This window comes from Sphingobacterium sp. LZ11T8, assembly GCF_024261425.1.
Classification (GTDB): Bacteria; Bacteroidota; Bacteroidia; order Sphingobacteriales; family Sphingobacteriaceae; genus Sphingobacterium.
In genome coordinates this window covers 411,235-430,578 of record NZ_JANBZY010000001.1, presented here as the reverse complement: position 1 = coordinate 430,578, position 19,344 = coordinate 411,235, and the positions used below count along the sequence as shown (strand labels likewise).

Annotated in this window: 19 protein-coding genes; 13 read left to right on the top strand and 6 right to left on the bottom strand. The window is 39.0% G+C overall.

The genetic code is table 11. The annotated features are described in order from the left end of the window. Nucleotides 1-44 precede the first annotated feature (44 nt). The 8 genes from NLF99_RS01820 to NLF99_RS01785 all read left to right on the top strand — a co-directional run bounded on the left by NLF99_RS01820 (nt 45) and on the right by NLF99_RS01785 (nt 5,540). Entirely contained in the window at nt 45-1,103 is a 1,059-nt protein-coding gene (locus NLF99_RS01820) for a heme A synthase (protein ID WP_185211311.1), read from the top strand. Nucleotides 1,104-1,118: 15 nt separating this feature from the next. Beyond that, nucleotides 1,119-2,027, top strand: a complete 909-nt coding sequence (cyoE, locus tag NLF99_RS01815; protein WP_185211310.1) for a heme o synthase — start codon at nt 1,119-1,121, stop codon at nt 2,025-2,027. Nucleotides 2,028-2,030: 3 nt separating this feature from the next. Then, nucleotides 2,031-2,633 carry a cytochrome c oxidase subunit 3 gene (locus tag NLF99_RS01810; RefSeq protein ID WP_254526542.1) on the top strand — a complete coding sequence of 201 codons (603 nt, stop codon included), beginning with the start codon at nt 2,031-2,033 and terminating at the stop codon, nt 2,631-2,633. A 9-nt stretch (nt 2,634-2,642) separates the two neighbouring features. Beyond that, nucleotides 2,643-3,380 carry a cytochrome c oxidase subunit 3 gene (locus NLF99_RS01805; protein WP_093100577.1) on the top strand — a complete coding sequence of 246 codons (738 nt, stop codon included), beginning with the start codon at nt 2,643-2,645 and terminating at the stop codon, nt 3,378-3,380. A gap of 33 nt (nt 3,381-3,413) precedes the next feature. Beyond that, the gene (locus NLF99_RS01800) at nt 3,414-3,791 is read left to right on the top strand and encodes a cytochrome C oxidase subunit IV family protein (protein WP_185211309.1); all 378 of its coding nucleotides are present in this window, start codon (nt 3,414-3,416) and stop codon (nt 3,789-3,791) included. A gap of 107 nt (nt 3,792-3,898) precedes the next feature. Then, the gene (locus tag NLF99_RS01795) at nt 3,899-4,525 is read left to right on the top strand and encodes an SCO family protein (protein WP_254526541.1); all 627 of its coding nucleotides are present in this window, start codon (nt 3,899-3,901) and stop codon (nt 4,523-4,525) included. Between the two features lie 8 nt (nt 4,526-4,533). Next, complete coding sequence (locus NLF99_RS01790; RefSeq protein WP_236736556.1) at nt 4,534-5,070, top strand: DUF420 domain-containing protein; 537 nt, start codon at nt 4,534-4,536, stop codon at nt 5,068-5,070. 11 nt (nt 5,071-5,081) lie between these two features. Next, a complete protein-coding gene (locus NLF99_RS01785; RefSeq protein WP_254526540.1) occupies nt 5,082-5,540 on the top strand; it encodes an ABC transporter ATPase in 459 nt (152 codons plus the stop codon). A gap of 73 nt (nt 5,541-5,613) precedes the next feature. On the opposite strand, the gene NLF99_RS01780 is transcribed toward NLF99_RS01785, so the two are convergent. Then, nucleotides 5,614-6,009, bottom strand: coding sequence for a DoxX family protein (locus tag NLF99_RS01780; protein WP_185211305.1), 396 nt, complete (start codon nt 6,007-6,009; stop codon nt 5,614-5,616). A 216-nt stretch (nt 6,010-6,225) separates the two neighbouring features. Between NLF99_RS01780 and metG the strand changes: the two genes are divergently transcribed. Further along, nucleotides 6,226-8,292, top strand: a complete 2,067-nt coding sequence (gene metG, locus NLF99_RS01775) for a methionine--tRNA ligase (RefSeq protein WP_254526539.1) — start codon at nt 6,226-6,228, stop codon at nt 8,290-8,292. Nucleotides 8,293-8,346: 54 nt separating this feature from the next. On the opposite strand, the gene brnQ is transcribed toward metG, so the two are convergent. The 5 genes from brnQ to NLF99_RS01750 form a co-directional block, all read right to left on the bottom strand. Beyond that, complete coding sequence (gene brnQ, locus NLF99_RS01770; RefSeq protein WP_254526538.1) at nt 8,347-9,654, bottom strand: branched-chain amino acid transport system II carrier protein; 1,308 nt, start codon at nt 9,652-9,654, stop codon at nt 8,347-8,349. Between the two features lie 5 nt (nt 9,655-9,659). Next, entirely contained in the window at nt 9,660-10,448 is a 789-nt protein-coding gene (gene folP / locus NLF99_RS01765; protein WP_254526537.1) for a dihydropteroate synthase, read from the bottom strand. A 124-nt stretch (nt 10,449-10,572) separates the two neighbouring features. Beyond that, entirely contained in the window at nt 10,573-11,052 is a 480-nt protein-coding gene (locus NLF99_RS01760) for a DUF4920 domain-containing protein (RefSeq protein WP_254526536.1), read from the bottom strand. Nucleotides 11,053-11,054: 2 nt separating this feature from the next. After that, nucleotides 11,055-11,636 (bottom strand): L-threonylcarbamoyladenylate synthase, encoded by a 582-nt coding sequence (locus NLF99_RS01755; protein WP_254526535.1) that lies wholly within the window; start codon nt 11,634-11,636, stop codon nt 11,055-11,057. A 7-nt stretch (nt 11,637-11,643) separates the two neighbouring features. Beyond that, the gene (locus tag NLF99_RS01750) at nt 11,644-12,468 is read right to left on the bottom strand and encodes a 2,3,4,5-tetrahydropyridine-2,6-dicarboxylate N-succinyltransferase (RefSeq protein WP_254526534.1); all 825 of its coding nucleotides are present in this window, start codon (nt 12,466-12,468) and stop codon (nt 11,644-11,646) included. A 105-nt stretch (nt 12,469-12,573) separates the two neighbouring features. On the opposite strand from NLF99_RS01750, the gene NLF99_RS01745 reads away from it, so the two are divergent. The 4 genes from NLF99_RS01745 to NLF99_RS01730 all read left to right on the top strand — a co-directional run bounded on the left by NLF99_RS01745 (nt 12,574) and on the right by NLF99_RS01730 (nt 19,339). Continuing rightward, nucleotides 12,574-12,984 carry an RNA-binding S4 domain-containing protein gene (locus tag NLF99_RS01745; RefSeq protein ID WP_185211298.1) on the top strand — a complete coding sequence of 137 codons (411 nt, stop codon included), beginning with the start codon at nt 12,574-12,576 and terminating at the stop codon, nt 12,982-12,984. Beyond that, on the top strand, nt 12,974-14,629 hold the full coding sequence (locus NLF99_RS01740) for a DUF6377 domain-containing protein (RefSeq protein ID WP_237235534.1): 1,656 nt from the start codon (nt 12,974-12,976) through the stop codon (nt 14,627-14,629). Before NLF99_RS01745 ends, NLF99_RS01740 begins: the two co-directional genes overlap by 11 nt. Nucleotides 14,630-14,826: 197 nt before the next feature. Further along, a complete protein-coding gene (locus NLF99_RS01735) occupies nt 14,827-17,796 on the top strand; it encodes a TonB-dependent receptor (RefSeq protein WP_254526533.1) in 2,970 nt (989 codons plus the stop codon). A gap of 34 nt (nt 17,797-17,830) precedes the next feature. After that, entirely contained in the window at nt 17,831-19,339 is a 1,509-nt protein-coding gene (locus NLF99_RS01730) for a RagB/SusD family nutrient uptake outer membrane protein (protein WP_254526532.1), read from the top strand. The last annotated feature ends 5 nt before the right edge of the window (nt 19,340-19,344 follow it).

Below are 19,344 nucleotides of genomic sequence, written 5' to 3'. Positions count from 1 at the left end.
ATACCTACCTCTCTTTATACTTTTTAATGTAAAAGGAGAGATCTATGTATCCAGCAGCTGAAAAGCGTTTTATACGGATAAATAAGATCACGATTATCGTTCTTTTCTTAGTAATAACAGCAGGAGGAGTCGTTCGGAGTACAGGTTCAGGAATGGGTTGCCCGGATTGGCCAAAATGTTTTAACAGGATTATCCCTCCAACAGATGCTTCTCAATTACCTGAAGGTTTCGAGCAGCATTATGTAGAAGGTCGCATCAAGAAGAATGAACGCTTTGCCAAAATGATCGAAGCGTTTGGATATTCGCACTTAGCAGATCAAATTCGTCACGATGAAACAATCCATGAGCATGAAGAATTCAATGCTGTAAAAACTTGGACTGAATATATAAATCGTCTGACTGGAGTTTTAGCCGGTTTCAGTATGCTGTTTACAGCAATATATTCTTTTACTTATTGGAAAAAGAAAAAAGCCATAGTCATATGGAGCGTTCTTAATCTTATTGTCGTTGTTATACAAGCCTGGTTAGGGTCGATTGTTGTTTCAACAAATCTTACCCCTTGGGTCATTACCATTCACATGCTGTTGGCTTTGATAATTGTTTGTATTGCTATACAGACATATTATTGGGCGATTAAATTGCGAGACAACTCTTTCTTGAAGAATACCAATAAAGGGTTTACATGGATCACATTGATCTCATTGGCAATTTTAGTTATTCAAGTAGTATTTGGTACTGATGTTCGGGAGATAATCGACCATCTTAATCAACAAGGAGTACAACGTAGCGAATGGATTGATTCTATTGGGTTACCCTATGTAACGCATAGACTCTTAGCATATGTCACTTTAGCCTTGAGTGTATTTTTATATTTCAAGATAAGGTCTTCAGAATTGATCAATACGGTTCAATTCAAGTATGCGAAGATTTCATTGGTATTAGTTTGTATCCAAATGTTGTCAGGGATAATATTGGCTAGGTTTCATGTTCCCGCAGTGGCACAAACAGTGCATTTGGTAATTGCAAGTTTATTGGTTGGTTCACAATATTATTTATTGTTGATCCTTAACAAACCAGAGAAAGCATTATCAACAACGGTTTAGGGATTTATTTTGGTTATGAAGGAATTTATTTCAGATTTTAACAAACTTGTCAAGCTGAGGCTTACGCTAACAGTTGTGTTCTCTGCTTCCATTTCATTTTTGATTGGAGCAACACAGCAAGGTGATATCATCTGGTTTAATTGGGCGTTGTTGACTATTGGAGGATTTTTGGTAACAGGTGCTGCCAATGGATTTAACGAGATCATCGAAAGAGATCTTGATAAATTAATGAAGCGTACCGAAGATAGACCATTACCTGCAGGAAGGATGACCACAGGACAGGCTTTAATTTTAAGCGTGTTCATGGGAATAGCTGGGACTTTGATCTTGGTAGAATTGAATTTTATAGCAGGTTTACTATCTGTGTTTTCAATTTTCCTTTATGCCTTTGTCTATACACCATTAAAACAAAAATCACCAATAGCAGTGTGGGTAGGAGCGATTCCAGGAGCATTGCCACCACTAATTGGTTATTACGCTGCATTTGAATCTGCAGGATTCGGATTAGCATATGCCGAGGTAAGTGAGCAGGCAATCGTAATTACGCCATTGGTTTTGTTTACCATTCAGTTCTTCTGGCAGTTCCCACATTTCTGGGCAATTGCTTGGGTATCTGATGACGATTACAAAAGAGCAGGTTTCAGATTGCTACCTACGACGAGGAAGGATAAATTATCAGCATGGTTCATTTTTGTTTCATGTCTGCTAATGATTCCAATTGGTTTTCTTCCGATGTATTTTGGGATTGGCGGATGGGTATTTACCATTCTTTCCTTAATAGGAGGATTACTTTTCACCTGGTATGGTTATCAACATCTTCAAAAGATGGAGGTCAGTACAGCAAAAAAGATCATGTTTACTTCTTTTGCTTATTTGCCCTTAACTCAATTAGTGTTGTTGTTTGACTTTATACCTTTTAAATAAAAAATGGATTTACAATTATCGATGGATAAGCAAGAGTTGATGAATGAAGAACTACTAAAATCAAGAAAAGCAAAGAAATTTAATCTTTGGCTTGGAATGATCGGTATGTTCATGATGTTTGCTGCTTTGACAAGTGGATTTATAGTATATACTGCAAGTGGTGTAGATAAGGGGATCAAAACTATCTTACCATATGCGTTCATCTATAGTACCGCAGTAATTGTATTAAGTAGTGTTAGCATGTACCTTGCTTTCAAAGCAGTAAAAGCTAATCAAATATCAAAACAAAAGACCTACTTATTGATTACTATTGTATTAGGGGTAGTTTTCTTTTGGTTGCAAGTCGAAGCTTGGTCTGTATTGTTTCATAGAGGGATAACCTTTGTGAACTCTAATGCTTCGCAATCGTTCATATACGTATTTACAGGCTTACACTTAGCCCACATCATAGCCGGAATATTGGTGTTGGTTAGATGTTATATTGGAGCAATGCGCAAAATTGCTCTTGATAACAATATCTTCCGGATGGAACTTGCCTCTATATTTTGGCATTTTCTAGGTCTATTATGGATTTATATTTATGTTTTCTTACTTTTGAATCAATAACAGTAAACAATGAGTACAACAGTATCGCAATTGGATAAGGTAAAACAAGGACCTTGGAGCGGAGGTAAATCACCTTGGAACTTAGAGTATGGAAAGATCATGATGTGGTTTTTCCTAGTATCAGATGCATTTACATTCTCTGCATTCTTGATTTATTATGGTGCTCAAAAATTTGCGCAACCTAGCTGGATTGATGCGGATAAGGTATTCCAATCTATTCCAGGTATCGCAGATTCAGGTCAACCTTTGGTTTTCGTGGGTATCATGACTTTTATTTTGATCATGTCTTCCGTTACGATGGTACTTGCCGTAGAAGCAGGACATCGAAATTCAAAGCAAGAGGTTGTCAAATGGATGTTATGGACTATTTTAGGTGGTCTTATGTTCATAGGCTGTCAGGCTTTAGAGTGGAGCCACTTACATCACATGGGCTTCTGGTTCGGTCAAAATCCAGCAACTGGATTAACGGATGATAATGCCATTGTAAATGCTCTCCAACCTTATTTCACCAAGGACATTTCTTACACAGCTGCATTGCAGTTCTCTAATCTATTCTTTACCATTACAGGTTTTCACGGATTCCACGTATCAATCGGTATATTGTTGAACATTATTGTGTTGAGCATGACCTTAAACAATACGTTTGAAAGAAGAGGAACTTACCTAATGATTGAAAAAGTAGGTTTATACTGGCACTTTGTGGATTTAGTTTGGGTATTCGTATTTACCTTCTTCTACCTAGTATAATTTTTGTAAGAATTATTTTAAAATTCATTGAACATGACTAATCACGAAAATATATCAGAACACGATGCGCATGCGCATGGCGAAGGAATGGATAAAAAACGTATCTGGAGTGTATTCTTTGTTCTATTAGCTTTAACAGCATTAGAATTCTTAATCGCTTTAGGTTTTGTACACCACTGGGGAATCATACAAAAAGGAATGCTAGTGAATACAATCTATATTGTATTGACATTGGTAAAAGCCTATTATATCGTAGCATTCTTCATGCACTTGAAGTTCGAGAAATCTAGCTTTATCGTTACTTGTGCAGTAGTATTTTTCTTTATTATCTATTTCATTATTTTAATGTTGGTTGAAGGTGGTTATTTACACACTGTAATGACTCATCAACCTACTTTCCCACATCAATAAGCATATAAGTAATGAGTAAAAATACTCGTTCAAAAAATATATCAAAATTAATAATCCTGGCACTTGTTCTATTTGTGCCAGGTTTTTTATATATACTGGTTAATAAAATGGGCTCTAATGAGTACATTAAGCTGCCAGTTTTTGGAGAGAAAAAGCTTTCTGGTGAAATGCGACGTGTGATGGGAAGAGAAATCCCCGACACCATATTCCACCAATTAAGTCCGGTTGAGTTTATGAATTATGACAATAAACCGGTTAAATTCCTAGGTACTGACACAGCCGTTTCAGTAGTTCATTTATTCTATACCAGAGATCAAGGTCTTTCTAAGCAATTGGTTCATGATATGAGTACCATTGCAGCTAGATTCAAATCGAATCCGAAGGTGGAACTTTATTCTATATCAGTTGACCCGAATGATTCTTCAGCAGATTTGGAAAAGTTTATTGCGCCTTACAAGAAAGACAAAAATCCACATTGGTTTGTCGTGAACAAACCAAGTGTAGATATCTTTGAATTTGCAAGAACCGCGATGCTCATTGAAGCCATGCCGGTACCAGCGGATAGCACAAAATTTATTATCAGCAACCAATTTGTCTTGATAGATTCCGAGAAAAGGATCAGAGGTTTCTATGATATCAGTCTTCGGTCAGAATTGGATCGCCTAGAAGATGAGATCAAGGTACAGTTGGTTGAGGAGGTTAGAAATAATCCATTAAAAGTAGAGAGAAAGTAATTATGGGAATGACTGAAGAAGAAAAGAAATATAAAGGCATAATCTGGACCCTGTCTGTAATTATTCCTTTAGCGGTTGCTGCCTTATTTGGCATAAACCTACAAAAGATGGGCTATGATGTGGAACCCCTTAGTTTTCTGCCTCCGATTTATGCTACCATCAATGGATTGACAGCAGTATGTTTGGTAATCGCAGTTGCAGCTATCAAAAGAGGAAATGTCAAGATGCACGAAAACTTGATTAAGTTGTGCATGGTTTTCTCTTCCTTGTTTCTGCTGATGTATGTAGCTTATCATATGACTTCCACTTCAACAAGTTATGGTGGAGAAGGAGCAATTAAATATGTGTATTTTTTCATTCTTGTGACACATATCATTTTATCGATCGTCATTATCCCATTCGTATTATTTACTTTTGTTAGAGGGATTGCTGGTGCCTATGAGCGTCATAAGAAGCTAGCACGCATCACTTATCCTATGTGGCTTTATGTTGCAGTTACAGGAGTAATTGTGTATCTCATGATTTCTCCGTATTACACGCATTAATAGATTGAGATATGAAGAAAGTTTGGATTTATCAGGCAGATCGATTTTTCACACAACCCGAGCATGAGATCGCTCAAGCAAAATTAGATTCCTTTATCAGAGAATGGACTGCGCATGGTAGTCAGTTAGCGGGCAAGGCAGAAATTATCAATAACCTTTTTATTATATTAACTGTTGACGAAGAGATCGCTCAGGTCACTGGATGTTCTATTGATAAGTCAGTAAGGATCCTAAAGGAGCTGGAGGTAGAATTGAACATTGGTCTATTCAACAGAACCTTGATCAGTTACCGAGATAGTGAAAACAATATACAATTGGTTTCAAGGGATGTTTTTGAAGCGCTGTGCAAAGAAGGTGAAGTAAATGCTGAAACCATTGTCTTCAACAATTTAGTGCAAACAGAAGAAGAATTAAAGAGCAATTGGCAGGTCCCGATGAAAAACAGTTGGCATGCCACTGTATTTAAATAGAAATTCGAATTAAGAAAACCAGAAGGGCTTTGCAATTTGCAAAGCCCTTCTGGTTTTATAACTGTTATTTCGATTACTTTTTGTCGATGCTAAGTTTTCCAGGACCCATAATGGCGAATGCGATATAGACGATCATAAATTCAATCGCGTGTGATGCTCCAGACAAACCATCACCTTTGGCAAGATGGTTCAATGTAGCCACCAACATGGTCAAGGCCAAAATAATGGCCGCTGGTCTTGTCCACAAACCTAATATTAACAACAGAGATCCCAGGGACTCTGCTAATCCTGCGGTAAATCCAAAAATAGTAGGCATAAAGTCAATTCCTAAGTTTCCCATTGATTTACCAATTGCAGTCCATTTTTCTGGACCACCCATTAACTTCTGTAGGCCGTGAAAGGCAATCATGGTCAATCCGAATCCTATGCGAATTATTAATAGACCTAAATCTGTTCTTGAATTTTTCATATTGAATAATAAGTGTCTGTAACTGAAGCGAAGATACATATTTTCAGAAATAGCCTCCATTATCATAGATCAAGAAGGTAAACTTTTTAAATAATGAAATTATTTTTTTGTATTCTTCATGAAAATCACCCTAGAAATAGCAGAATACTCCAATTTGCCTTATCTTTGTTCTCTGAGCTGAAAATGGCTCGATATTAATCATTAATTGCAATCAAATTGGATATATTCAGTAAACAACGTTATACCATTACATCTGCATTGCCGTATGCCAATGGTCCACTTCACATAGGCCACCTTGCTGGGGCTTATATTCCAGGAGATATTTTCGTGCGATTCTTAAGATTAAACAACAAAGACGTTGTTTATGTTTGTGGATCTGATGAGCATGGCGCTGCAATCACGATTAAAGCCAAGAAGGAGGGCGTAACTCCTCAAGAAATCATCGATAAATACAACCAACAGATTAAAGAGAGTTTTGAACAGTTTGGTATTTCTTTCAATATCTATCACCGTACTTCTGAGCCTATTCACCATCAATTGTCCCAAGAATTCTTCTTGAACCTTTACGAAAAAGGAGAGTTTATCGAACGATATTCAGAACAATATTATGATGAAGAATACCATCAGTTTTTAGCAGACCGTTATATCGTAGGAACTTGCCCACACTGTGGAAATGAAGGTGCCTATGGTGACCAATGCGAAAAATGTGGGACGTCACTTAACCCGACAGATCTGATCAACCCTAAATCAACCCTAAGTGGTAAAGCTCCGGTTCTAAAGGAAACAAAACATTGGTATTTGCCATTGGATAAATATCAACCTTGGTTAGAGAAATGGTTGATCGAAGGCAAGAAAAATGAATTAAAATCAAATGTATTCGGACAATGCCAATCTTGGTTGAAATCCGGATTGCAACCGCGTTCTATGACCCGCGACTTGGATTGGGGGGTAGATGTTCCTCTTGATGAAGCTGAAGGAAAGAAATTATATGTTTGGTTGGATGCACCAATCGGATATATCTCTGCGACCAAGCAATGGGCTATCGATGAAGGAAAGGATTGGGAGAAATATTGGAAACAACAATCCAACCCTGAGGACAATTCAACATTGATCCATTTCATTGGAAAAGATAATATTGTTTTCCACTGTATCATTTTCCCAGCAATCTTACATGCTCATGGCGAGTATATCCTCCCTGAGAATGTTCCTGCCAATGAATTCTTGAACCTAGAAGGTGACAAACTTTCCACATCAAGAAACCATGCCGTATGGTTGCATGAATACTTAGAGGAATTCCCAGGTAAACAAGATGAATTGAGATACATGCTGACCTCTATCCTTCCTGAAACCTCAGATTCTGAATTTACTTGGAAAGACTTCCAGGCACGTGTAAACAATGAGTTGGTGGCCATCTATGGTAACTTCGTTAACCGTGTGATGGTACTTTCCCATAAATATTTTGAAGGAAAGGTACTATTGGGTTCTCCATTGACTGAATCTGATCAAGCGGTCTTAAAGGAACTTGCTACCTATCCAGGATTAATCAAGCAGTCGCTATCCCAATACAGATTCCGTGAGGCCCTTGCGCAATTTATGAGCGCAGCTCGCTTAGGAAATAAATATTTGGCTGATGAAGAACCTTGGAAAGTAATAAAACAAGACGAAGAACGTGTTAAAACCGTATTATTCGTAGCAAGTCAAATTGTTGCAAACCTTGCATTATTAGGCCAGCCTTTCTTGCCTTTCACCTCTACGAAAGTCTTTGAAATGCTAAACTTGGCCGCTCAGAATTGGGATGAAGCTGGAAAATCTGATCTATTGGAATCCGGTCATCAATTAGGAGAAACCCAATTGTTGTTTGATAAGATTACTGATGAACAAGTAGAGTTTCAATTGAATAAATTGGCCAATGCCAAAGCAAGCAATGCTTTAGCAGCACCTAAAGCGGAACAAAAACCGAATATCAACTTCGATGAATTCATGAAAATGGATATCCGTGTTGGTCGAATCCTGACTGCAGAGAAAGTCGCTAAAACTAAAAAGTTATTGAAACTGACCATCGATACAGGCATTGATAAGCGTACAGTCGTTTCTGGTATTGCGGAATACTTTACGCCTGAAGAAATCGTAGGTAAGCAAGTGTCCATCTTAGTCAATCTTGAACCAAGAGAAATTAAGGGCATCCAATCTCAGGGTATGATCTTAATGGCTGAAGATGCAGATGGCCGTCTAGACTTTGTTAGACCAAATACAGATATTTCCGCTGGAAGTATTGTAAGATAGTCAATAGCATTATTGATAAATGAAAAGGCTGGTCACATCGACCAGCCTTTTCATTTATAGCATTTTTTCTTCTTCTTTTTTGTGCCCAGTACCTGTAACCAAGATCAACAAAACAAACAACACAAAGGAAGGGACTACCCAACCTAATTCATATTGAAAGAATGGAATATGGTTCAGGGTTGAAATCATGCTTTCACTCAATAAGTTGAAATGTTTGGCCAATGATAAACAGGCAATAACGGTTGAACCGATCAAAGCAGCCACATAAGGCTTTTTGTTTTTTACAAAGCTTCCAAAGAAAACCGTGTATAGAACCAATGTGATGACAATCGGATAAACAAAAGTTAGGATAGGATAAGCAAAGGAAATAATATTATCAACTCCGGTAATAGAAAGCACACAGGATGCTATACAACATACAGTCACCAATAGCTTATAGCTCAATTTTCCTTTTGTCAGTGAAGAAAAGAAGGTTCCTACGGCAGAAGTCAATGCAATGGCAGTAGTCAAACAGGCCAGAGCGATACTGACTGCGATAGCAATGGTTCCAAATGGTCCCATGATGGCACGAGAAATACGGATCAGCAATTCCGATCTCTTGATCGCTAAATCCTCGATTCCAGAAGTTGCACCAAGATAGATCAAACCTCCATATATTATAAAAAGACAGGATGCAGCCAAAATACCAGCTGCGATTACCACTTGGTTCTTTGATTTTACGCTCGTATAGCCCTTTGTGCGGGATGCCGTAATGATAATCCCAGCAAAGATCACAGAAGCCAGCACATCCAAGGTTTGGTAGCCATCTACAAAACCTAAGGTAAAGGACTGCGCTGTATCCAAGGAAGATTCACTGAAATCTCCCATAGGGGAGAATATGCCCATGGCAATCAAGCTAATCAATAAGACCAGCAGCAATGGCGTCAATAGATTCCCGATAATATCTACCACTTTTGATGGTGCAATGGTCAGTAACCAAGTCACTGCAAAAAAGGCAATCGAGGTCCAAAGGGGATCTGCATTAGGGAATGAGGGCAATATACCAACTTCAAAGGTTGTAGCTGCTGTCCTCGGAATGGCAATCAGAGGCCCAATGCAGAGCATGATGACGGTTCCTAAGATAGGGGAAAGGAATTTGTTGATCCTAGTCCCAAGATCCTCAAATGATTCCCCTGAATTTACAACAGAGAGTATTCCGAAAAAAGGCAATAATATTCCGGTCAGACCAAATGCCAAGATGGTGATCCATACATGGTCTCCAATTTGTATTCCGATATAAGGGGGGAGTAATAAATTTCCAGCTCCGAAGAACATGGCAAATAAGGCAAAACCTATCGTGATTATGTCTCTAGTTTTCTTCAAAATGATTAGGTATAAAAAATTTCAATTAATTGTTTGGCCTCCTTGACATCATGGACCCTCAATATTTGGGCACCACGTTCTAGAAGCAAGGTGTTAAGTGCGATTGTTCCAGGTAATACTTGGTCAGGGGTAGATTTTATTTTTTTGTAGAGCATCGATTTTCTGGAAATACCCCCTAAAAGGGGCAATCCGAAATAATGTAGCTCTTGGATGCGCATCAGTAACTCATAATTCTGGTCAATGGTCTTGGCAAAACCATAACCGGGATCAAGGATGATATCCTTTACCCCTAATTCCCTGAGTTTTGCAACACTGTTTCCCAGACTTACCGCTACATCATTTACGACATCATCATAATATGTCATTTGCTGCATGGTAGCGGGTGTTCCGCGCATATGCATCAAAATATAAGGAACTTGAAGCCTAGCAACCGTATTGAACATATCCGCATCTAGACTCCCACCTGAAATATCATTGATGATATGGACCCCAGCCTTTACGCAGGCCTCGGCAACATCAGCTCGAAAGGTGTCAATGGATAGAATAGCTTTTGGAAATTGCTTATGTATAGCTTCAATAATTGGTATAGCGCGATCTAATTCTTCTTGATGACTTATTTCCTTTGCTCCAGGCCGGCTTGAGTAAGCACCGATATCAATGATATCTGCCCCTTCGCCAATTAATCTCTCCGTATGCTCCAAGGCCAAGTTCAGCGATTGGTGCTGGCCCGCATCATAAAATGAATCTGGTGTCAGATTGAGAATGCCCATGATCCTCGGGACTTCAAAAGTCATAAGTTGATTACCAAGGCGAATGCTTTGACAAGGAACAGGCTGAAAAACTGACATTTACGTAAGATTAATAAAAAAATAAGGCTGCAAATTCTCATTTGCAGCCCCCAAAATAAGTCTTTTGCGTCTACTTTACAACAAGAACACCATCTGCAACCAAAGAAATATCTTTTCTTGGCTGGTTAATTTTAGCAATTTCTTCTTTGCTCTTGCCCATATCCTCAGCATAATGCTTTTGCCACTCTACTGTGGTTTCTTTCACTTTTGCCTTGCCTTCCAATACCACAGTCTTGCCAATGATATCTTGAGGAACGAAATAAGCATAGTCTGTAAAACGTACCATGATCGGTTCCTTGCCTTCTTCTGTTTTCAGCGTCAGGAAGCAACCTTTTTTCGTACATACCTGAACAACCTCGCCTTGAACTTTTCCTGTATAGGATTCTTTTCCAGCTAGGTTCTTTTCAAGTTGTTTGACAGAGATAGCGCCATTTTTATCTATTTTCTTGCCATAGCTAACACCTGCTTTTGCTGGTTGAATGGCAGTTTGTGCATTGCTAAATGCAATGAATGCAACTGCACAGATCAGTAAAGAGATAATTTTTTTCATATTTATTTTCTAATAAATTCAAATTTTCCGCTCGGATCCAATTTCATGATCGTTGATGCCGTACCATTTGATGGATCCTGTTGCCCAAATTTAACAACATAGTCCACTCCATTTACAATCTCATCAGAGACTTCTACGAAATTCCTTGCTGAGGCATCACCGCTGATGTTTGCCGAGGTAGAAACAATAGGTTTTCTGAACCTTTGTAACAACTGCTCGCAAAATGGATGGTTCACAATACGGATCCCAATGCTGCCATCCTCCGCTACGACATTGCTGGCCAAGTTCTTTGCTTTGGAATAGATAATGGTCAAAGGCTTATCCGTTGCTTCCAATAATTCATAAGCAACTTCAGGAACCTCGCTCACATAGCTTTGTAATTGATTGTCATTGCCCAAAAGGATGATCATGCTCTTGCCTTTATCTCTTCCTTTCAATGCAAAAATCTTTTCAACAGCTTCCGGATTAGTCGCATCACAACCGATTCCCCAAATGGTATCGGTAGGATACAAGATCAATCCCCCAGACTTCAGTGTTTCCAAAGCCTGATTCAAATCCTCTTTATCTATATAAAGTCTTTGCATCAGTGTGCTATACTGCTACATTATGATCACGAAGCGCATCGTTTAATGAAGTCTTCTTATCGGTAGATTCTTTTCTTTGCCCAATGATCAATGCACATGGTACTTGAAATTCTCCAGCTGGGAACTTCTTGGTATACGAACCTGGAATTACCACAGAACGCGCAGGTACATAGCCTTTGTATTCTACAGGCTCAGAACCTGAAACATCAATAATTTTGGTTGATGCTGTCAAGACCACGTTAGCACCTAATACAGCTTCTTCCTCAACACGAACGCCTTCAACGACAATCGCTCTTGACCCAACGAATACGTTGTCTTCAATAATTACTGGCGCTGCTTGTACAGGTTCTAATACACCACCAATACCAACACCACCGCTTAGGTGAACATTCTTGCCGATCTGAGCACATGAACCAACGGTTGCCCATGTATCCACCATCGTACCTTCACCAACATACGCACCAATATTGACATAAGAAGGCATCATGATTACACCCTTAGACAAAAAAGCACCGTAACGGGCTGAAGCTCCAGGAACAACACGAACACCTAACTCCTTGTAGTTTGTTTTTAATTTCATTTTGTCATGGTAGACAAAAGGATCATTCTTGATCACCTCCATATTACGGATAGGGAAATAAAGAATTACAGCTTTTTTAATCCAATCATTGACATACCAAGATTCTCCAACAGGTTCAGCAACACGTAATTCGCCTTTGTCCAAGTGCTGAATTACGAATTCAATCGCCTCGTAGTATTCTTTGTACTCCAATAACTGTCTGTTCTCCCAAGCTTCTTCTATTAATTTTTGAAGGGTTGTATTATCTACCATAATATTCTTAAAAGTAATTTTAAATTATTAACAAATATGGAGATTTTTAATGATATGTAAGTTACAGAAGGGGCAAAATTAAGAAGATATGACTATTTTTGTAGGATGGCAGAGGCAGCAGACAAATTGCGGATTGATAAATACTTATGGGCAATTCGTATATTCAAAACCAGAAGTTTGGCAACAGAAGCTTGTAAAGCAGGGAAAGTTAAACTCAATGGCCAAAATGTAAAACCTTCAGCAATCGTCAAAGTGGGGGAAACCTATAGCATTCAGAAGGGAATTGAGCGTAAGGTCATTAAGGTTACTGGATTGCTCGAACGTAGGTCTGACGCCAAAACGGCCGTGCAATTTTATGAAGATCACACACCAGTAGAAGAAACCTATGCTTTCAAATCATCATTCCACGCACCTGTCCTGAAAAGAGACCGTGGGACTGGTCGGCCTACTAAAAAGGATAGAAGGGAAATTGATGATCTGAAAAGTGATTGGTGGGAAGAAGATAATGATAACTAAACTTGAATTAAAGAAAGTATTCTTTTCTATTTTATATTTATTGGCACTGGTAGGACAAACTTCCTTTGCCCAATCTGTCGTGGATGTGAGCCCTAAAGACTCTGTGGAAAGAGAACTTAAAAAGGTGCTAGGCAGAAAGATTGAATTTGAAAAGGAAAAATTGATGAAGATCTTCGAAATCAAGGAACGCCTGAAACTAATGCCTTCTCCTGCCGATCGGTATAACTTCCAAGACAAACTTTATAACGAGTTCAAGACCTATCAAATCGACTCTGCTATCTTTTATGTCAATGAAAATAAAAAGCTAGCCCTACAATTGAATGATAACTTTAAAAAGAATGAAGTCGATATCCAATTGGCAAGCTTATATTCCTCTGCGGGGCGATTCATCGAATCAAACGAAATCTTAAAAGGTATTCCAAGACAAAGCCTCTCCAGTGAACAGGAGGCTGATTATTACCGGGCCTTCTCCGATTTCTATTCCCATTATGGACAAAGTACCAACCACTATAATTATTTTAGCCTGAGCGAAGTCTACCGCGATTCCTTGCTCAACGTTCTTCCTACTGATTCCAAAGAACATCGAATAAGTTCTGCAACAAGAGCATTATTTGGAAATAATTTCGAAAAAGCGGAAAAAGAACTCCTGCAATTATTGAGTGAATATAAAGACACCGACCATGAACGGGCTGTAATTGCCTATTTATTAGGGTTACTCTATAAAAACAAGGATGACCAAGAAAAACAGATTTACTATTTAGGCCTTTCTGCCATCACCGATGTTAAAAATACGGTTAAGGATAATGCTTCTATGCAAAGTCTTGCCCTGGTCTATTTTGAAAGAAATGAAATCGATAAGGCCTACCTCTTTATTCAGGAAGCCATGGAAGACGCCCTTTTCTGTAATGTTAGATTTAGGACCATAGAAAACTCCTCTTTTTATCCGATTATCAATTCTGCTTTTCAGGAAAAAGAACAAGCAAATAAAAATCAGCTCAAAAACTTCCTGTACACCATATCTCTGATGTCCATCCTGCTTCTGGTCGCCTTCATCATATTATATATGCAGATGAAACGGTTGAAAAAAACCAGAAAGGACCTGAAAAACCTAAATGACGAACTGCAAGGCCTTAATGCCCAATTGTTAAAAGTCAATCAAGACCTTCAGGAGTCAAATCATATTAAGGAAGAGTATATGGCGCAGTTTTTTGAATTATGCTCCGCCTATATCGATAAATTAGATAATACCAGAAAAGGGATCTTAAAAAAGATTTCTAATAACCAATTGGATGAACTCAGTAAGGAATTGAAATCCCAAGATTTTATCAAGACCGAACTTGACGACCTATATCACAACTTCGACGTGATTTTCCTGAACCTTTATCCAACCTTTATACAGGAGTTCAACAACCTGTTAAAACCCGAAGAAAGATTGAGCTTGAAACATGATGAATTGCTGAATTCCGAACTCCGTATTTTTGCGTTGATCCGTCTCGGTATTTCTGATTCCACCAAGATTGCTCGGTTCCTTCGCTACTCTTTGCGTACGGTTTATAACTATAGAGTTAAGGTACGTAACAAAGTTTTAGGTACCAAAGAGGACTTCGATGAACAGATTAAGGAGATTGGTAACCTAAAATTTTAGCATATCCCTTTACTTTTTTTCTTTTTAAAAGCGCCTAATAACCTGTAAAACAATGCTTATTGATTTACTTTGGTTACTTTTTTGTTTTGGCCCGCCTCAAATGCTAACTAAAAATTAGCACCCTGCTTAACTTTGGAATGGGAAGTTTAGGTATACCCTAAATTATTTTATTAATCTCATAACTGATTATAAGACGTATGAAACTTTTTACTAAAGTTAGTATCGGTCTTTTCCTTTTTATGGTATCTGTTTTTTCAAATTTTGCATTCGCGCAAAATGGAATTCGAGTTTCAGGAAAGGTTATAGACGAAGCCAGCAATGAACCAATTATTGGGGCTACCATTACTGTTATCGGAGGTTCTGCATCTACCTCTTCAGATAACACGGGACTATTTACACTCGAGAATGTTCCAGCAAATTCAAAACTTCGAGTTTCTTATCTAGGCTATAAAAGCCAAGAAGTAATTGCACAAGCAGAATTGACCATCACTTTGACTCCAGAAACAAATGCGCTGGAAGATGTCGTTGTTATCGGTTATGGTGCAGTTAAAAGAAAAGATGTAACAGCCGCTATCTCCTCCGTATCCTTGGAAGACCTTGACGAAAGACCAATTGTCAATGCCAACCAAGCTATTCAGGGTAAAGCAGCAGGGGTAACCGTTTCTCAACCTTCTGGTGCTCCAGGTGGTGGAACTTCTATCCGTATCCGTGGTACCACTTCCTTCAACGGAAGTAATGACCCGCTTTATGTGGTTGACGGAGTAACAGTTGACAATATCAACTTCCTTTCGCCTAATGATATCGCCGATATGCAGATCCTAAAAGATGCATCTTCAGCTTCTATCTACGGATCGAGGGCTGCAAACGGGGTTATCTTGATCAGCACAAAACAGGGTAGAGTTGGAAATCCAAAGATTACTTTGAATGCTTTAGCGACTCAAAATAGAGTGACCAACAGCATTACGCCCTTAAACACAGCGCAATACAAAGAGTTGATGGATGAGATCGGTATTGTGAAATTGCCTGATGGATTGACAGACCAAACCGATTGGTTCGATGAAACCTTCAGTAATGGATTGACCCAAGATTATCAGCTTTCCATTTCAGACGGATCCGATAGAATCAAATACTTCCTTTCCGGTGGCTATGTAAATGATAAAGGGATTGTCCATTCCACATTCTATAAACGTTATAACTTCAGGGGTAACATTGAAAACAAAGTGAGGGATTGGTTAACTGTGAATGCTAACTTCTCCTATGCTGACTATAACGGAAACGGAATGGTGGAAGGTACAGGTTCCAATAGAGGTGGGGTTGTCCTGTCTGCAATCAATACGCCGACTTTTGCGCCGATCATGGATCCTTTCAATCCGAAACAGTTCTACAATAACTTCTACGGTCTGAACGTGACTTCTCCACTGGAGAATTTAGCAACGACAGGAAATAACCGCAACCGTGAAAACAGATTGATTGGATCAGGTTCTGCTACAGTTCACATTACTCCAGGATTGAACTTCAAAACGTTGTTCGCCCTAGATAGAAGAAATGCTTTTTCTTCTACTTTCTTGGACCCATTGTCTACTTCTTGGGGTAGGAACCAATTCGGTGAAGCAACGGATTCTAGAAACATGAATACCGTCATCACTTTTGATAACACCTTGACCTACAATAAAAGCTTTGATAAACATAACTTCGAAGCCATGGCAGGTACAGCTTGGTTAAGCTCAAACTATACCAACAGTTATATCCTCGGTTCGCACTTTAGAAATGATTTGATCGAAACCTTGAATGTGGCCAATAAAATCTCCTGGACTGGTACCGGTTCATCAGCATCTGATTGGGCAATGATGTCTTATTTCGGACGTCTTTCCTATAATTATGATGGCAAATACTTGGTAACTGCCAATTTAAGATCAGATGGTTCCTCTAAATTACACCCTAGCAAAAGATGGTCTATGTTCCCATCGGTTTCAGCCGCTTGGCGTTTATCATCGGAGGAATTCCTAAGTGATGTGCCTTGGATGAACGACTTAAAACTTCGTGGAGGTTGGGGCCAAACAGGTAACCAATCGGGTATCGGTGACTATGCTTATTTACAACGCTATAATATTATCCGTTCACCATGGTTCGAAGAAGGTAAAACCAACGATTTAGCTTCCGTTACTCCAGAAAACCTAAGAACAATTGACTTAGGCTGGGAAAGAACAACACAAACTGGGGTAGGTTTGGACTTTACAGGTTTCAATAATAGATTGACCGTGAACTTGGATTACTACTACAAGAACACAACCGACATGTTGATGTGGGTGGATCTTCCAGGTAGTGGTAATATCTCCCAAATCCAAAGAAATGAGGGTGAAATGACCAACCGTGGTTTTGAAACCAATATCAATGCCGATATCTTAAAAGGCGAAGGCCTAACTTGGTCTTCAGGTTTTAATATCTCTTTCAACAGAAATAAATTTACCAAATTGGTGCTAAAACCTGTTTATTTCGATGCTAGAACCACTGACTATGTTAATGAAACCGTAGTAAGAAACGAGGCAGGAAGACCTGTGGGTGGTTTCTTTGGTTATATCAGCGAAGGGGTAAATCCTGAAACTGGTGATATGATCTATTCCGATATCAATGGCGATGGAAAAGTGACTGTCAATGATAAAACTTACATCGGTGATCCTAACCCTAACTTCACTTTCGGATTTACCAATAACCTTTCTTACAAAGGATTGAACCTAAATATCTTTATCCAAGGTTCTCAAGGCAATGATATCTACAACGTTTCCAGAATGGAAATGGAAGGCATGTACGATGGTAAAAACCAATCTACACGTGTTCTTCAACGTTGGAGAGTCCCAGGTCAAATTACCGAAGTCCCTCGTGCAGGTTATGATATGAAAAACTCCTCATACTTCGTAGAAGATGGAAGTTATATCCGCTTGAAAAACATTTCCCTTTCCTATAACATCAAAGCTCCAGCCTTGTCAAAAATTGGAATTAACAAATTGGCTCCGTTTATCTCAGCCACCAACCTAATTACCTTGACAAAATACACCGGCTTGGATCCAGAGGTTAACCAATGGGGAAATTCAGGTAGGGTGCAAGGTTTAGATTGGGGTACATATCCTCAAACTAGGTCGTTCGTGTTTGGATTAAATATGGAGTTCTAAGATTATGATGATGAGAACAATGAAATTTTATATAATGAAGAAGATGCTGATCGCAGTACTCGGTACTGTGGCCATCTCAAGCTGCTCTCTTGATAAAGATCCTCTTGGTCAATATTCTGACGTGACCGAAGGGGTAAATGAAGAAGGAAAAAAAGTAGTCTTTAAAGACAAAGCTGCGGTAGACAACTACATGCAAGGCTTATATAATATCCTACGTGATAGACAGGAACATTGGTATCTTGACCAAATGTTGATTGCTGAATCGCATTCAGATAATGCTTACGCAGGAACGACTGGTGCCGAAGTAGTGCCTTATGAAAATAACGGCATCGAAGGTTCCAATTCAGTTGTTCAGCGCGATTGGATCCGTTACCTGGAGGATGTTGCCAAACTGAATATCCTGATCGTTAATGTGGATTCGGTGGCTGACAATTCCCTGTCCTCTGCATTACGTAAGCAATACAAAGCGGAAGCAAAAATTCAAAGAGCTTTGATTTTCTTTGATATGGTGCGTTTGTGGGGAGATATTCCTTTGGTGACCACAGTGGGTAAAGATATAACCGCAGAAAATATCGAAGAGGTTTACGACGATTATTTCCCGAGCCAGACGCCTGAAAAGGAGGTTTATGAATTCTTGGCCAAGGAATTGGAAGAAGCCATCGTCGATGCGCCATCCAATAATGCCGCTAACAAAACAAAATTCTCAAAATCCGTAGCCAAAGCTTTATTGGCTAAGGTCTATTCTGAAAAACCAATCCGTAACTATGCAAAGGTTATTCAATATGTGGATGATTTGGCAGCAGATGGATTTGCTTTAGATGCAGATTATAAAAATTTGTTTGGCGTTCAAGAAGGAAATGCAGAACCATTGATCAGAAATAGCAAAGAAGCTATTTTAGAAACCCAATTCTTTGCGGGTAATGGAAACTGGGTAACCTGGATGTTTGGACGTGACCTATCAAACTACAATAGCAATTTTACATGGGCAAAATGGATCACTCCTTCAAGGGATTTAATAAATGCATTCACCCGCGAAGGAGATGAGATCCGCTACACAGAATCTATAGTGTATTATCAAGCTGGTTGGAGCAACTACTACCCGGCAAGCAACTACCCATTCATGTATAAAACTCGTTCGGCATTCAGTAACATCATAAAAATTCGTTATGCGGACCTGTTATTGCTTAAAGCTGAAGCGTTGATCAATGGCGATAGCCCTAATCTTACAGCAGCAGCTGCAATTATCGATCAAGTTCGCCAACGTGTGAAACTTCCGAAATTGAGCAATGCCGTTAAAGGAAGCAAAGACGCCATGTTAAATGCCTTGTTGAGTGAAAGAAGATTAGAATTGGCTTTCGAAGGGCAACGCTGGTATGACCTTGTGCGCTTGAATAAAGTTGAATCGGTGATGAATGCAGTATATGCAAAAGATTCAGGCAGAAAAGCCCAAGTTTATCCATTTACAGAGAACTCATATCGCTTGCCGATTCCGCAATCGATTATAGATGAAAACCCTAAAATCAAGCAAAATCTAGGATATTAATACTG